Source organism: Streptomyces sp. NPDC057638 (genome assembly GCF_042800315.1).
Taxonomy (GTDB): Bacteria; Actinomycetota; Actinomycetes; order Streptomycetales; family Streptomycetaceae; genus Streptomyces.
In genome coordinates this window covers 1-14,716 of the sequence record NZ_JBHVHF010000207.1, presented here as the reverse complement: position 1 = coordinate 14,716, position 14,716 = coordinate 1, and the positions used below count along the sequence as shown (strand labels likewise).

General features: G+C 72.6%; 13 protein-coding genes. 5 read left to right on the top strand and 8 right to left on the bottom strand.

The window, feature by feature from the left end; genetic code table 11:
* The 4 genes from ACFVIM_RS24435 to ACFVIM_RS24420 all read right to left on the bottom strand — a co-directional run.
* Positions 1–401, bottom strand: a 401-nt coding sequence (locus ACFVIM_RS24435) for a hypothetical protein (RefSeq protein WP_384305037.1), incomplete at its 3' end; no start/stop codon positions are given.
* Positions 398–604: a hypothetical protein gene (locus ACFVIM_RS24430; RefSeq protein WP_384305035.1), complete on the bottom strand. Its 207-nt coding sequence runs from the start codon at positions 602–604 to the stop codon at positions 398–400. The genes ACFVIM_RS24435 and ACFVIM_RS24430, both read right to left, overlap by 4 nt.
* 308 nt (positions 605–912) lie before the next feature.
* Positions 913–2,163 (bottom strand): helix-turn-helix domain-containing protein, encoded by a 1,251-nt coding sequence (locus tag ACFVIM_RS24425; RefSeq protein WP_384305033.1) that lies wholly within the window; start codon positions 2,161–2,163, stop codon positions 913–915.
* Between the two features lie 550 nt (positions 2,164–2,713).
* On the bottom strand, positions 2,714–3,850 hold the full coding sequence (locus tag ACFVIM_RS24420; RefSeq protein WP_384305030.1) for a methyltransferase domain-containing protein: 1,137 nt from the start codon (positions 3,848–3,850) through the stop codon (positions 2,714–2,716).
* A 427-nt stretch (positions 3,851–4,277) separates the two neighbouring features.
* Here ACFVIM_RS24420 and ACFVIM_RS24415 point away from each other — a divergent pair, with 427 nt between their 5' ends.
* Positions 4,278–4,793 carry a pyridoxamine 5'-phosphate oxidase family protein gene (locus ACFVIM_RS24415; RefSeq protein WP_384305027.1) on the top strand — a complete coding sequence of 172 codons (516 nt, stop codon included), beginning with the start codon at positions 4,278–4,280 and terminating at the stop codon, positions 4,791–4,793.
* On the opposite strand, the gene ACFVIM_RS24410 is transcribed toward ACFVIM_RS24415, so the two are convergent.
* Complete coding sequence (locus ACFVIM_RS24410; RefSeq protein WP_384305024.1) at positions 4,786–5,094, bottom strand: hypothetical protein; 309 nt, start codon at positions 5,092–5,094, stop codon at positions 4,786–4,788. The genes ACFVIM_RS24415 and ACFVIM_RS24410 overlap by 8 nt on opposite strands.
* A 102-nt stretch (positions 5,095–5,196) precedes the next feature.
* Between ACFVIM_RS24410 and ACFVIM_RS24405 the strand changes: the two genes are divergently transcribed.
* From ACFVIM_RS24405 to ACFVIM_RS24390, 4 genes are read left to right on the top strand one after another with little or no spacing between them, the layout of a single operon-like run.
* Positions 5,197–6,045, top strand: a complete 849-nt coding sequence (locus ACFVIM_RS24405; RefSeq protein ID WP_384305022.1) for a fructose-bisphosphate aldolase — start codon at positions 5,197–5,199, stop codon at positions 6,043–6,045.
* Positions 6,042–7,040: a DMT family transporter gene (locus ACFVIM_RS24400; RefSeq protein WP_384305019.1), complete on the top strand. Its 999-nt coding sequence runs from the start codon at positions 6,042–6,044 to the stop codon at positions 7,038–7,040. Before ACFVIM_RS24405 ends, ACFVIM_RS24400 begins: the two co-directional genes overlap by 4 nt.
* A complete protein-coding gene (locus tag ACFVIM_RS24395) occupies positions 7,040–7,786 on the top strand; it encodes an SDR family NAD(P)-dependent oxidoreductase (RefSeq protein ID WP_384305015.1) in 747 nt (248 codons plus the stop codon). The genes ACFVIM_RS24400 and ACFVIM_RS24395 overlap by 1 nt, the downstream gene beginning before the upstream one ends.
* 31 nt (positions 7,787–7,817) lie before the next feature.
* Positions 7,818–10,931 (top strand): SUMF1/EgtB/PvdO family nonheme iron enzyme, encoded by a 3,114-nt coding sequence (locus ACFVIM_RS24390; RefSeq protein WP_384305012.1) that lies wholly within the window; start codon positions 7,818–7,820, stop codon positions 10,929–10,931.
* Between the two features lie 17 nt (positions 10,932–10,948).
* Here ACFVIM_RS24390 and ACFVIM_RS24385 read toward each other — a convergent pair whose 3' ends face one another.
* The 3 genes from ACFVIM_RS24385 to ACFVIM_RS24375 form a co-directional block, all read right to left on the bottom strand.
* The gene (locus ACFVIM_RS24385; protein WP_384305010.1) at positions 10,949–12,145 is read right to left on the bottom strand and encodes a DUF1015 domain-containing protein; all 1,197 of its coding nucleotides are present in this window, start codon (positions 12,143–12,145) and stop codon (positions 10,949–10,951) included.
* Between the two features lie 75 nt (positions 12,146–12,220).
* Complete coding sequence (locus ACFVIM_RS24380) at positions 12,221–13,507, bottom strand: MDR family MFS transporter (protein ID WP_384305008.1); 1,287 nt, start codon at positions 13,505–13,507, stop codon at positions 12,221–12,223.
* A complete protein-coding gene (locus ACFVIM_RS24375; RefSeq protein ID WP_384305040.1) occupies positions 13,504–14,673 on the bottom strand; it encodes a PLP-dependent cysteine synthase family protein in 1,170 nt (389 codons plus the stop codon). Before ACFVIM_RS24375 ends, ACFVIM_RS24380 begins: the two co-directional genes overlap by 4 nt.
* Positions 14,674–14,716: the final 43 nt, after the last annotated feature.

Genomic DNA, 14,716 nt, shown 5'->3' with positions numbered 1-14,716 from the left:
AGGTGGAAGAAGGGGCGGATGTAGAGGACCCGGGCGGGGCGGGGGCTGATCGCGAGGGTGTAGCGGTCGGGCCCGTCCGGGATGACGACGGAGACGGCGATGCCGTGGTCGAGCCGGGTACGGGCGGCGTGGTCCTCGGCGGGGTCGGTGGCCCACACCCGTATCTCGGTCGGAGCGTCGGGCACGGGGATCTGTTCGCAACGGCTGGCCCAGGGGGCGCGGTCCGGGTCGGGGTCCAGCCCGTCCGCGAGCCGCAGGGCCTGCTTGCGCAGCCAGGTCAGGGCGATGTCCTGCGAGCGGGTGCGCAGGGTGCCGAGAACGAACGGAACGATCTCGTCTGACCCGTGGACCGGGCCCTCGGCGATGACGTGACACAGATACGCGACAGGTGGCCCGCTCACGCCGGACCACCATCCTCCGGCGCGGGTCGCAGCAGCCGTTCCAGCTCGACATCAAGCCGCGCCTGACGGGCCTGGGCCTCAAGCCCCCGGCTCCACTCGTCCACACAGTCCGCGTCCCACCGCAGCCGTAACAGCTCGAACCCGAGCCCCAACCGCTGCTCAGCGGCACCCAAGGCCAGGGTGAACCAGAGCCATAACCGCATCACGGCAACCGCCAGTGCGCGTGCTCCGCGTTGATCTCCCGCACCCGCGCCCGCAACGACCGCAGCAGTGGAGAGTCAGGCTCGGAGGAGGGGACCGCTGGGGGCGGGTGAGTGTCGCCCCCAGCGGGGCGGTCCGGCACGGGCCGACCCGCAGGCGTGTCGGCCCGTAGGGCGGATGGTGGAGGTGCCGGTGGGTGGGGAGGGTTGGTGGTCGCCATAGCGTTTCTCCGTCCCGTTATGGGGAGCGAGGAACGCTAGGCCGGGGGCGGGGGCGAAGGGGGGACCCGATGTCCCCCCGCCCGATCGGGCTACGCGGCCATGCCGATGGATTCGGCCAAGGTCACCGCTTCCGCCTTGAGCGGGCCTGTCGCCGACCGGGCCAGCTCCGCCGCGACACCGCGTGCGAAGGGCACATAGCGAACGCCTTCGGGCGTGGTCCGGTAGGCATGGCCCAGGTAGTGCAGGGCAGCCGCCGGTTCCCGCTTCTGGACATGCCCGGCCGCGATGTCCAGAAGCAGTCGGGAGCGGCGCTCCAGGGAACCGACAGAGGAGGGGTCGATGGACTCGGCACGGCGCAGGGCCTCGCCCGGGGTGAGGAGGCCCACGCCCACGCTCACCCCGTGGATGGCCACGTTGGAGGCGTCGAAGGCGGAGGGTGTGTGGGTGTATCCGGCGGGCAGCCGGGAGGCGGTGCGGTCGGCCGCGATGAGGTAGCGCTCGGCGTCACCGGAGCGTCCGTCCAGCCCGCAGGAGATGGCGGCCTGGAGGTTCAGCGCGCCGTAGACACCGAGGATCTCGGCGTTTCCGCGCTCCAGCTGGTCCCGGATCAGGGACATCCCGGCTTCGTCCGTCCGGACGGCCTCTTCGGCGAAGCCTGTCGCGCGCTGGCCGATCGCCGTCGACCACGCGGCGAGCGCGAGGCTCACGGGATGGTCCGCCTCTTCGCTGTGGGCGCGCCCACGGTCAAGGGCGAGCCAGTACAGCTCGGGCTCGCAGATGTGGGCGAGGAGCCGCTGTACCAGGCGGTAGAGGTCCGCCGTCGCGGCGTGGGCGGCCCGGCGCTCGACGCCGTCATGGGCGCGGACGCAGGCGTGTGCGTCGCGGACGAGGTCCGGCAGCAGCGCTCCCACCTCGGTCCGCTGATGGGTGCTGCGATGCCACAGCCGCCATGCCTCCTCGACCCTGGCCTTCAGCACCTCGGCCGAGCACGGCTCGACGGTGGAGGGCCCGGTGAAGGACACACCATGGAGGGCCGTGCGGAGGGTGGGAACACAGGGGTGGGACAGCTTTCCGACCGCGTCCACGGGCAGTGTCAGGTCGCCACCGGTCAGTACGGACAGATCGTCCACGCGCAGCGCGTTGGCCAGCCGGACGAGGAGTGTCACCGATCGCAGCTCCCGCCGCCCGGTCTCGATCTTCTTCAGCCAGTCCGGGGATCTGCCCACGAGACCGGCCAGCACCGGCCGGCTCAGCCCACGGCGCTCTCGCAGCACCCGGACGCGTTCACCCGTCGTCAGCTCTTCCGGCAGCTCCGGAAGACCCTGGGATACGTCAGTCATCGTCGCTCCCCAGACATGTGGTAGCAGTCCAACGAGCGTACGCCCACCCGGCCATGGCGGTCACAGACATACCTACGAGGGGGAAAGGGCTGACGCCCCTACGTCCCGTTCCAGGCTCCAGGCCCGGGAGAGGGCCACCACAGTGGAGGGCCGAACGAGCTGACGAGGGGTGGCTGAGAGGTGAGTTGACGGCGGCGGGGTGCGCTAGCGTGCTCAGCGCCTGAGCGGTTCGACTCGACTCGGAGGGCCGGGATTTGCCGGGCCAGAAGACGTTCACGAAGAGGGGTGCGCCGATGGCCCGGCGTGACTACGAGGACGATCCCGCCGCACCGGCCGCCAACAGCCTGGTTCCCGCCGCGTCCGTGACCGTACCCCCTCGTCCAGAGCGGCCGCGTCGACTGCCGCATCAAGACGATGTTCAGCCTCATCCGCCCCCACCAGAGGAACCAGCACGCCAAGGCCCGCTACGAGCGGGCCCGCACCATGACCCCGCCCGCACGACGAGCCTGACCCGGCCCGGGGCGCTGATCAGTCGGACCCGCAGGGCGACTCACAGGCGCGCGTGCCACCCGCCCCGGGCGATCACGGTCCGTCCGTCGCCGTCGGCGAAGAGCCGGGCGCCCCGTACGGGAAGCTCGCCCTTGCCGAGCCAGTGGGCGCGGATCTGGTCGAAGAGATCCCAGAGGCGGCGAGGGCCGGACTGGTGGACGGTGGGCCGGTCACCGGCGGTGGCGGTGGCGCGGGCCCACGACCCGTCGGCGTGGGCCATGACCACCGTGTGGCGGTCACCGTCCCGGTGGTAGCGGTGGGTGAGGCCCGGCACGGTGAGGCTCAGCATGGAGTCGAGGTCCCACGCGTTGCCGATGTCCACGACGGGATAGGGGCCGACAGCGACGGACTCGCCGTCGTGCGTGCGGGCGACGGCCAGAAGGCCCTCCTCGGGTCCGGTCGGGTAGTCGTCGCCGTGCCGGATCGCCATGAACCCGGCCCGGTCCCACTCGGTGCGCCCGATGGCACCGCCGTCGGGTGTCTTCTCGGCGGTGACCAGGAGGGAAGTGCCCGCGATGGTGGTGACCAGCCGTCCGCCGGTGCGCAGGGCCCGGAGCCAGCTCGGGGGGATCGTGCGGACGGAGACCATGGCGACGATCCGGTCCACGGACCCCGCCTCCACCGGCAGCGGCCCGGTGGCGTCGACGGTCTCCACGCGAGGGCTGAGCCCGATGCGGTCGAGCCGGGCACGTGCGGCTTCGGTGAGGTAGGGATCGACGTCGACGCTGGTGAGCTGGGCCGGGTGGTCGAGGTAGTGGGTGGCGAGGGCGGTGCCGTATCCGGTGCCGGTGCCGATGTAGAGCAGACGGTGATCAGTGGCGAGATGAGCATGTCGGTGCATGGTGACGACGAGCCCCGGAAGCGTGGAGGACGAGGTGGGGCGTCCGTGTGGCCTGTCGTCGGGGGCGGCGTGGTCGGCGTGTTGGATACCGACACGGGTAACGAGGGTGGTGTCGGCGTAGACCGATGGGATGACCGTCTCGTCGGTGGTGGTTCGCCGATCCCAGCCGTCGCCGTTCGCCTGCCACCAGCGAGGGACGAAGACATGGCGAGGGGTGCGGGCCACGGGCCCGCGCCACCGCGAGCCCTCATGGGTCACGGTGGCGGCGAGGGCCTCTGCGAGGGGGCGCCAGTTCACTGAACGGATTCCTCCGAGGGGGGCGCGGGCTGGGGTATGTCGTCGAAGGAGGGCAGACACGCCGGGGTCGAGGCGGGATCGCAGTCATTGACCCACCCTCCGGGCCTGAGACCAAGCCACCACAGCGACGACACCACCCCGTGGCGCGACCTCTCCCGAACCGCGCGTGGTCACCGGGGCCAGCTGGTATACCTCAGTACCGGCCGGGTTTGGGCGCATGGCCCCCGTTGGGTGGCTATGGCATTGATCATCACATTGCCCGGCCGGGCGGGAGGACGCCGGTGTGCTGCTGGTGAACGCGGTTCGCGATGGGCGGGGCGGCGGTGCCGGGGTGGTCGCCGTCGGCGTGCCCGCGACGGTGCGGCGCATACGGGTCGGTCGCCTGGCGTCAGGTACTCACGCATTTCCCCAGACGGGAGGAACACCCATGCCCTATCAGCTCGACTCCCCGCACGAGCAGCACGCGGACGAGGTACTGCGGGCGAGCCTGGAGGAGCTGCTCGCGGACATCACCCTCTTCTCCGTGGCGACGACGGGCCCGGACGGTGCCCATATCAACACGGCGTTCTTCGCCTACGACGGGGAACTGGACCTGTTCTTCATCAGCGAGCGCTCCACCCGGCACAGCCGTAACGCGGTGGACGATCCGCGCGCGGCGGCCACGGTGGCGCGCAAGCCGCCCGAGTACGGGGAGCATCTGCACGGGGTCCAGCTCGCCGGGGTCGTCCATGAGGCGCGGGAGACGGAGACGGGGGCGAGGGCCGGGCTGGACTGCTACCAGGGGCGGTTCCCGGCCTTCGCGCCGGATGAGGAGTCGTTGCGGCGGCTCCATGACGGTGAGGGGCCGTTGGCGCTGTACCGCTTCCGGGTGGAGTCGCTGACGCTGCTGGACGAGCCCCGGTTCGGGCGGCGGGTCTATGTGCGGGCGGCCGTCGTCAGATAGCGGGAGGGGCGGGCGGCGGCGGCTCCTCCGCGGGGTCGGCGGCATCGGCGGCATCGGCGGCGTCCGCGGCATCGGCGGCGTCCGTGGCATCGGCGGAGTCCGGCGCGTCGGCCGCGTCGGCCGCGTCGGTGAAGTCGATCTCCGGTACGTCGACGTTGGCGAAGACGGCCAGGCTGTCGGCCGGGTCCAGGTCCGCCGCCAGCGCGTGCAGTTCCCGGAGCGGGTCGAAGCCGTCGGGGAGCGTGCCGTCCTGGAGCTGCCGCACCCAGTCCACGCGTCGTGGTCCGCGTACCGGATCCATGGCGATCGTCCTCCCGGTCGGTCTGTCGTCGCCCCTGCGCACTCGGCCCTCACGATCCGCCCGGACACGTGCTGACCAGCATGGATCCGAGAGAGGAACCGCATGTCGTCCAACGGAAAGACCGTCAGGCTCGGCCGTATCATCCCAGGCGTCCGCACCGTCATGGTGCCCTTCGACGACGACCTCATCAACGGGCCGTACGCCGGTCTCGCCGATCCCGTGACCCGGGTGCGGGAAGTCGCGCTCGGTGGGGCCGACGCCGTCCTGGGGTTTCCGCGCCTGCTCGCGCGGTACACCGAGCGGGGCGTACGCGTCCCCTTCGTCGCCAACCTGACCGCGAGCACGGTCCTGGGGGCCCATACCCGCAAGGTCGTGGTGGGTTCCGTGGAGCGTGCCGTACGCGAGGGGTGCGACGGGGTCGCGGTGCATGTGAATGTGTCGGACCGGCATGAGCCGGAGATGCTCGCGGCGCTCGGCGCGGTCGCGGAGGGGTGTGAGCGCTGGGGGATGCCGCTGCTGGCGATCATGTATCCACGGCGTGCCCGCGACGGGGTGGACGACAACTACCTCGACCTCAAGGCGGACGACCGCGCTCATTATGTGGATCTCGTGCGCCACTGCGTCCGTATCGCGGCGGAGCTGGGCGCGGACGTGGTGAAGACGCAGTACACCGGGGATCCCGAGTCGTTCGCCTCGGTCATCACGGCGTCCATGGGGGTCCCGCTGATCGTCGCCGGTGGTCCCCGTACGCCGGTGCGTGAAGCCCTGGGCAACGCGCATGGCGCCGTCACGGCCGGGGCCGCCGGGGTCTGCTTCGGGCGGCAGACGTACAACCGCACCGACATCACCGGCTTCGTCCGCATGCTCTGTTCGGTGGTGCACGAGGGCCGGGCGCCGGAGGACGTGCTGGCGGGTCAGCGGGACGTCGCTGGTGTGATCCCCGGGCAGTGAGCGTGCGGTCCACCGGGGCGGCGCGCCGTTACGGCCCGGCGCTGGGGACGGCGGCGGTGGCGGTGGTGTGGGGCACCAGCGGGGTGCTGGTGCGCGGCAGCACGCTGTCCGCCGTCGAGATCGCGTTCGGGCGGGCGGCGGTGGGCGGGGTGGCGCTGTGGTGCTGGGTGGCGGTCACGGCGCGAGGGCGGGACCGGGCGGGTGTCCGTGGTCGTGGGACGCGGCAGGCGTGGGCGCTGCTGTGGTCCGGGGTGCTGCTGGCGGCGCACTGGCTGACGTTCGTGATGGCCTTGCGGCGGGCGCCGATCGGTACCGTCCTGATCGGGATCTACCTCGCGCCCCTCGCCATCGCGGGGCTGGCGCGGGGCGGCGTCCACGAGCGCGTCACCCGTCCGCAGCTGATGGCGCTGGCGCTCGCCCTGCTCGGCAGCGCCTTCGTCCTCCGGCCGGGCCGGACCGGTGGCCCGGACGGGCTGGCGCTGATCGCCGTGTCCGCCCTGGCCTACGCCGGGGCGACGCTGGCCAGCAAACGGGCGCTGCGCACGGTTCCGGCGGTCCAGGTGGCGACAGGGCAGCTCGTCATCGTGGCGGTGGTCCTGCTGCCGGGGCTCGTGTTCCAGTCGACCCAGGCGACGGTCCCCGGCCCGGGTGATCTGCTGATCGTCGTCAGTCTGGGACTGGTCTACAGCGCGCTGGCGCTCCTGGCCTATCTCGCCTTCCTCAAGCGCCTGCCGGTGATGACGTCCGGGATCCTGCTGTACCTCGAACCGGTGTCGGCGCTGTTCTGCGGCTGGGTCTTCCTGGGGGAGCATCCCGTGCCGCTGACCTGGGTCGGTGTCGGACTCGTCCTCGTCGCCGGGTTTCTGGTCAGCAGGGAGTCCGGGGCCGTTGTCCACAGGGCGACCCCGGATATGACCCCTTCCGATACGGTGAACTCACCGTGCGCAATCACCGATTCGCGCTCAGAAGATGTGCGATCACCGAAGGACAGATAATGCTGCTTTCCGGTCAGGTTGCTGTTGTTACCGGCTCCTCGCGTGGAATCGGGAGTTCCGTAGCGCTCGCCTTCGCGGAGCGCGGGGCGCGGGTCGTCGTCAACTCCCACAGCGATGTCGAGGGAGGGGAGGCGCTGGTCCGGACGATCAAGGAGAACGGCGGCAGCGCGCTGTACGTCCAGGCGGACGCCGCCGACACCGACGATGTCGAGCGGCTCTTCGACACCGCCGAGGAGGCGTTCGGACCGGTCGACGTCCTGGTCAACAACGCGGGGCTCACCGAGGGCATGCCCATCCTGGAATCCACCAAGGACCACTGGCTGCGCATGCTGAACATCAATCTCCTCTCCACCGTCCTCTGCTCGGTCCGGGCGGGCAGGACCATGAAGGAGCGGGGCGGCGCCATCATCAACACCTCCTCCATCCGGGGATTCGACGCGACCGGACGGGAGGGCGTGATGGCCTATTCCGCCGCCAAAGCCGCCGTGAACAACTTCACCCGTACGCTGGCGAAGGAACTCGCCCCGCGGGTACGGGTGAACGCGGTGGCCCCCGGATTCACGGCGACCTCGTATATGGACCGGGTCGACGACGCGCTGAGGGAATCATGGCTCGATGTCATTCCGCTGCGGCAGTTCATCGCCCCCGATGACATCGCCGGGGCCTATGTCTTCCTCGCCGAGGCCCCCTATATGACGGGCACGCTGCTGACCGCCGACGCCGGGTTCACCCTGGGGCGCGGCTGAGGCACGCGTGAAGCGGGGAGGGGCGGGAACCGTGACCCGGAAGAAGATCTTCATCTCCTATCAGCGGGAGTCCGCCGCCGTCGCGCGGCGGCTGCACGACGCGCTTCAGGCCGCCGGGTTCGACGCCTGGGTGGACACCGAGCGCATCCGGCACACCGATCTCTGGGCCACCTCCATCGATCAGGCGCTGCGCTCGGCCGACCGCCTCGTCGTGCTCCTCACCGCGAAGGCGACGGAGTCCCGCGAGGTCTTCAACGAGTGGTTCTTCTTCTACAGCCACCGCAAGCCCATCCACGTCGTCCGTATCGACGGCTGCGAACTGCACTACCAGCTGGTGCCGTTCCAGCGGCTGGAGTGGACCGCCCGGGCCGGGGAGAACGAGTGGACGGCGCGTACGGACGCGCTCGTCGCCGCGCTGCGCACCTCCTTCGCCTGGCCCGACGGGCACTCGCCGGACGACGCCGTGGTCACCACCCCCTTCGCCCCGGCCCGCACCCTGCCGGGCGCGTTCGCCGCGCTGGAGGAGGCGATCCGCGACCGCGCCCGCTCGGTCGCCCTCACCGACGAACAGCTCCACGCCATCCGGGACCACCCCTCGCACACGGTCCGTGAGTATCTGCTGTCCTGCTACGCCCGCTGGTGCGGCCCGCGCTACCAGCTCGACCGGCGGTTCGTCCGCCTCACCCTGGTCTACGACGAGGGAACCGATGTCGCCGACCGCTGGGTCACCGCGCCCAGCAGCCGCCGCTCCGACGACCTCCAGGCCGTGCTCGCGGGCAGCGACTCCTTCGCGTACGTCCTGCTGGGAGCGCCCGGTTCCGGGAAGTCGACGCTGCTGCGCCGCCTCGAACTCGACATCGCGGCGGAGGGGGTCCCCAGCCCCTCGGACGCGGTCATCCCCTTCAGCGTCTCGCTCGCCGAGTACGGGCTCAACACCGGCGCGCCCCCCGCGCCCCGCCGCTGGCTGGAGGAGCGCTGGAAGGCCCGCCATCCCCAGCTGCCGGAGCTGGCGCACTTCCTGGAGTCGGGGCGGCTGCTGCTGCTCCTGGACGGCCTCAACGAACTCGCCCACCACGACCCCGCCGACCTGCGCCGCCGTATCGACGCGTGGAAGGTGTTCCTGTACGAGTCCGTGCGGGACGTGCCCGGCAACCGGGCCGTGTTCGCCTGTCGCACCCTCGACTACGGGGCCATGCTCAGCAGCAAGGACGTCGGCGTCCCGCATATCCGTCTCGAACCCATGACCCGCGACCAGGTCATGGAGTACATCACCCTCCATCTGCCCGAACAGGCCGGCCTGGTCCGCGACGCCCTGGACCGCGACGCGCGGGCGCCGTCGTTCTACCGCACCCCGTACATGCTCCGGCTGCTGGTCAACCAGGTCCGGGCGGTGGGCACGGTCCCCGTCGGGCGGGTCGACGCGTTCGCCGGGATGGTGCGCGAACTGCTCCGCCGGGAGATCCTCTCCGGCAACCCCAGGACCGTCGACCCCGAACTCCTCACCGACCGGGAGCAGCGCCGCCTGCGCGACGGCGTCCGCGACCCGCTGTGGCTCCCCGACCGGGGGCACCTCGTGCCCGCCCTGACCCGGCTCGCCTACCAGATGCAGGAGAGCAAGCGCGGCGAGGACAAGGGGAGCGTCGTGGTCGACTACGACACGGCCGTCGACCTCCTCAACGGGCTGGCCCGGATCGCGGAGGCGTCCCTGAGGGTGGGCTGTGACACCGGCATCCTCGACGAGGACGAGGAGGCCATCCGCTTCTTCCACCAGCTGCTCCAGGAGTTCTTCGCCGCGCGCCAGCTCGCGCTGACGCCCGACTTCTCCCGGCTGGCCGTCCCGGACACGGTCGCCACCGTCTCGCCGCCCCTGACCGACGTCCTGGAGCAGCTCGCGCCCGGCGAGCCGCTGCCGCCCCTGTCGACCACCGGATGGGAGGAGACGGCGGTGATGGCCGCCGCGCTCGCCGAGGACCCCGACACCTATGTCCGCGAGATCCTCGCGGTCAACCCGTCCCTGGCGGGCCGCTGTCTGGCCGCCCCCGATGTCCGCGTCGACGCCGCCGTACGGACCGAGGTGCTGCGGACGCTCACCGCCCGCGCCACCGACCCGGCGACGGACCTGCGGGCGCGGATCCACTACGGGCGCATCCTCGGGGTGCTGGGCGATCCCCGGCTGACCCGGGTGGAGAGCGCGCACGGCGCCGCGCTCCTGCCGGAGTTCGCGTCCATCCCGGCGGGCCGCCACCGCATCGGGGCCGACGGCACCCCGTACGCGCTGGAACGGCCGGTCCACGAGGTGCGGCTGGCCGCCTTCCAGCTGGCGCGGCGGCCCGTCACCAACGCCGAGTACGGCTGTTTCATCGCCGCCGGGGGCTATGAGGACGAGCGGTGGTGGCGCTCCGGCCACGCCCGCGCCTGGCGCTTCGGCGAGGGCATCCAGGACCTGATCGCCGCCGAGTGGCGCAAGAAGCGCGACAACCTGCGCCGCCGCCCCGCCCTCCCCGTCGACATGCTCCGCAGCGGTGTGGCGACCCTCCAGCAGGCCGTCAGCATGGTGAAGCTGACGACCATGACCGACCAGGCCGTCCACAAGGCGCTCACCGACATCTACGGCACCGAGGCGCCGCGCATGCCCGCCTACTGGTACGACAGCCTCCTCGCCCACCCCGGCGCCCCGGTCGTCGGCGTCAGCGTCTACGAGGCGGAGGCGTACTGCGCCTGGCTGAGCGCGGTGACCGGCCGCCCGGTCCGGCTGCCCACCGAGTACGAGTGGGAGGTGGCGGCGTCACCGGGCGGGCGGGTCTTCCCGTACGGGGACGAGGCCGGGCCGCTCGCCGCCAACACCTTCGAGCTGCACGCGCGCGGCACGCTCCCCGTGGGCGTCTTCCCCGAGGGGCGCAGCCCGGCGGGCGTCGACGACCTGTCGGGCAATGTCTTCGAGTGGACCGCGAGCGCGCCCGACCCCTATCCGCGTGACCCGGCGGCCCCGGCGGTCCGTGCGCCGGACGCGCCCGGCGACACCCGGATCTGCCGGGGCGGGTCATGGCGCCACCGGCACCACCGGGCCCGGGCCGCCTACCGGGGGCGGGGTCAGTGCTTCGTCCGCAACGACGACCTCGGGTTCCGGCTGGCGCGGTCCCGGTAGGCGGAGACGGCGGGCACCTACTCCGGCACCCGCAGTACCAGCCCCGCCACCGGCTTCGGCCCGAAGGACGTCGTCTTGTGCGGCAGCAGCACGCCCGAGGCCGCCAGGGTGCGCACCTCCGGTTCCGGCAGCGGTGGCAGGAGGACCGCTGTGCCCTGGCCCGGGGTGGCGACCGAGGCCGTCGCCAGGGGGGCGTCATGGACGTGGTGGACGGCGCCCGGGAGGTCGGGGACGGACCAGGTGTCGCGCAGCAGGAGCAGATCGGCGACGGCGGTGGGGAGCGTGGCCCACTGCGGCGGGTGGTCGCGCAGGGCGGCGGCGAGGGCGGTGGGTGAGGGCGTGTCGAGGGACCAGGCGCGGCCCGAGCCGGTGAGGACGATCTCGCCGGGGGCGGGGAGCCGGGGCGCGCGCAGCGGGCGGACCCGGGCCACGTCGGCGGCCGACGCGGCGGCCTTCTCCGGGTCCAGGGAGGGGATCACCCGGTGGATCGCGGCCAGCCGCAGCGGATGGGTGTCCTGGTCCACCAGCAGGGCCAGCCCGCTGGTCCAGTGGTCCTGGGCGGGGCGGGCCGCGAGGTGGAGGCAGGCGGCCCGGCGGTGGTGGCCGTCGGCGACCAGGGCGGAGCCGCCGGCGGCGTGCGCGGCGAGTACGGACTGTTCGGCCGGGTCGTCGCAGGCCCACAGCAGATGGGCGACCCGCCCCACCCGGGCGATCACCAGCGGGCGGCGGCGCGCCACCGTGGCCATCAGCGCGGCGCCGTCCGGGGCGTTTGGGGACGGCCGGTGCGCCAGCAGCAGCGGTTCCAGCTGGGCGCGCATGCCCGCGAGCTGGGCCGCGCGCTGGTGGACGACGTGTTCGCGCACCCCTTCATGGGGCAGCACCCGGGGGTGTGTCAGGTCGAGTTCGCCGATGAGTCCGCGTTGCAGGGTCCGCTGGGCCAGCCGCTGTTCGTAGACGTACAGCGCGGGCCGTTCGTCCCGTACGAGTACGCCGCGTTCGGTCCAGCGGGTGAGCTGGAGCGCCGCGTCCCGGGGGCGGGCGGAGTAGAGGAGCCGGGCGAGGTGGTGGGGGCGGCGGCGCAGCGCGTGGGCGTGGGCGTGGTTCATGGCGTCGTACGGCGGACAGACCACCTGGGAGAGGTCGCCGGCCAGGGCGGGCGCGTACCGCACCGCGCGGAACGGCCGCAGTACCGGGCCGGGGAGGGAAGCGGGCATGGGAGGGCTCCTGGGAGGAGTGAGGGGGTGCCGGGCCGCCCGCACAGCGGCGGGCGGCCCGGTGGGGGAGGGGGGTCAGCCCGTGACGGGGACCGGCGCGGGGCGCGCGGTGAGGCGGCCCGTGCGGTGCAGCGCGTGCAGCGCGCCCGCGCACAGCAGGCCCAGCGCGCACAGCGACAGCCACGGCAGCGCGGAGACGCCCGCCGCGCGGGCCGCGTCCAGCGCGGCGCCCGTGAGCAGGTTCCCGAGGGTGATACCGACCCCGCAGATGGTGTTGTAGAGGCCGTAGTGGGTGGCGACGAGCCGGTCACCGGAGAGACGGACGATGGTGTCCATCTCGAACGGGTACGCGATCATCGTCCCCAGCGCCAGCAGCAGCGCCGACAGCACCGGCGGCCCGGCCGCCGCGAGCCACAGCCCCGGCCCGTCGCCGGGCACCGGCAGCGCGGTCGCCACCAGCGGCGGTACGAAGGCGCCGCCCATCGCCAGCAGCCCCACCACCAGCGAACGGCCGGGTTCCCAGCGGGCCTTGCACCAGGCCGTGACGCGGGTCTGGAACAGGATGGTCGTCAGTCCGGACGCGGCGAACAGCAGCGCCACCGACGCCGTACCGGCCGCCGTGTCCCCGCCGATCCGGCGCACTTCGAGCGGCAGCGCCAGATAGACCTGGAAGGTGAGGACGTACGAACCGATCATCGCCGCCGAGAAGAGCAGGAACGGCCGGTTGGCGAGGACCGAATGCCACTGCGACAGCACACCCGTGCCGGTTCCCGGGCCCGCGCTCTCGCCGCGCCTGCCCGGCAGGGCGCGGATCTGCACCACGCTCAGCACCGCGAACACACCCGCCGCCACCAGGCAGGTGATCCGGAAGTCGACGCCTGTCAGCACCATGCCGACCAGCGGCCCGAGCAGGATCCCCGCCTGGTAGAAGACGTTGAAGAGCGCGAACGCCTCCACCCGCCGCTCGCCCGCGTCGGCGGCGAGATAGGCGCGGACGGCCGGGTTGAAGAGCGCCCCGGCCAGGCCCGTGGCCGCCGACGCCGCGATCAGCGCGGGCAGCGAGTCGACCAGGCCGAGGGTGGCGAAGCCGAGGGTGCGCAGCACACAGCCCGCGACGATCAGCGGCTTGTAGCCGAAGCGGTCGGCGAGGGTGCCGCCGACCAGGAACATGCCCTGCTGGCTGAAGTTCCGTACGCCGAGGACGAGTCCGACGACCCAGCCCGCGAGGCCGAGCGTGCCCGAGAGGTGCGCCGCGAGATAGGGCATCAGCATGTAGAAGCCGAGGTTGATGGTGAACTGGTTCACCATCAGGAGCTGGACGCTCCACTCGTAGCTCCGGACCTGGGAGAGCGTGCCCTTCACCGGCGCGCGTCCGTGCGGGTGTGCGCGGTCGCGGGCGTGGCGGTGGTCGCGGTCGTGTGTGCGGCCGGGGTCGGGGCTGTGCTCGCGGTCGCTTCCTTGCGGGTGCGGGCGGGCCCCGTCGTGGTGCCGTCCCGCGCCGTCAGGGTCAGCGGGTCCACCACCGACCCGCACCGCGTCCACCGGGTGACCTCCTTCTCGTCCACCCGGCCGATCACCTCCGGCTCGCTCGCCGGGGGCCCGTCCAGCAGCCCGTGCGCGGCGCAGTAGTCATCGTCGTAGACCGTGCCGAGATAGCGCTGGGGTCCGTCGGGGAAGATCGCGGCGATACGGGCGTCGGCCGGGCCGGTACGGGCCAGCCACCCCGCGACCAGCGCGACCGCGCCCACGCTCCAGCCGCCCGTGGCGTAGTGGGACGAGGCGAGTCGGCGGCAGGTCCACACGGCCTCGGCGGCCGAGACCCAGTGGACCTCGTCGACGTGGTCATAGGCGACGTTGCGCGGATAGATGCTGGAACCGAGGCCCCGCATCAGCCGGGGCCGGGCGGGCTGGCCGAAGATCGTTGAGCCGGTGGTGTCGACACCGATCAGCCGCAGCCCCGGGTAGAGCTGGCGCAGTACCCGGGAGACCCCCGCCGAGTGGCCGCCGGTGCCGACACTGCACACCAGGGTGTCGATATGCCCCAGCTGAGAGGCGAGTTCGAGGGCGAGCGGGGTGTAGGCGGTGGTGTTGTCGGGGTTGTTGTACTGGTCGGGGCACCAGGAGCCGGGGTGGCGCGCCAGCAGCTGGCGCACCCGCTCCCGCCGGGCCTCCTGCCAGCCGCCGGTGGGGTGCGGCTCGGAGACCACGTTGACCTGGGCGCCGTACGCCGTCAGCAGCTTGGTCATGGAGGCTTCCAGACCGGGATCGGTGACCAGGGTCACCGGGTGGCCGTAGACCATCCCGGCGAGCGCCAGACCGAGGCCGAGCGTGCCGCTGGTGGACTCGATGATCCGTCCGCCGGGCCGCAGTTCGCCGCGCGAGCGGGCCCGCTCGACCATATGCAGACCGGGCCGGTCCTTGATGCCACCGGGGTTGAAGCCTTCGAGCTTGGCCCAGAAGCCGCGCCCGTCGTCGGCGAAGGGCCGTTCCACCCGGAGCAGCGGGGTGTTGCCGACCAGCCCGGACAGGGCGGTGCGTCCGTCTGTGGGGGCGGGCGCCGGGGCGGCGGGC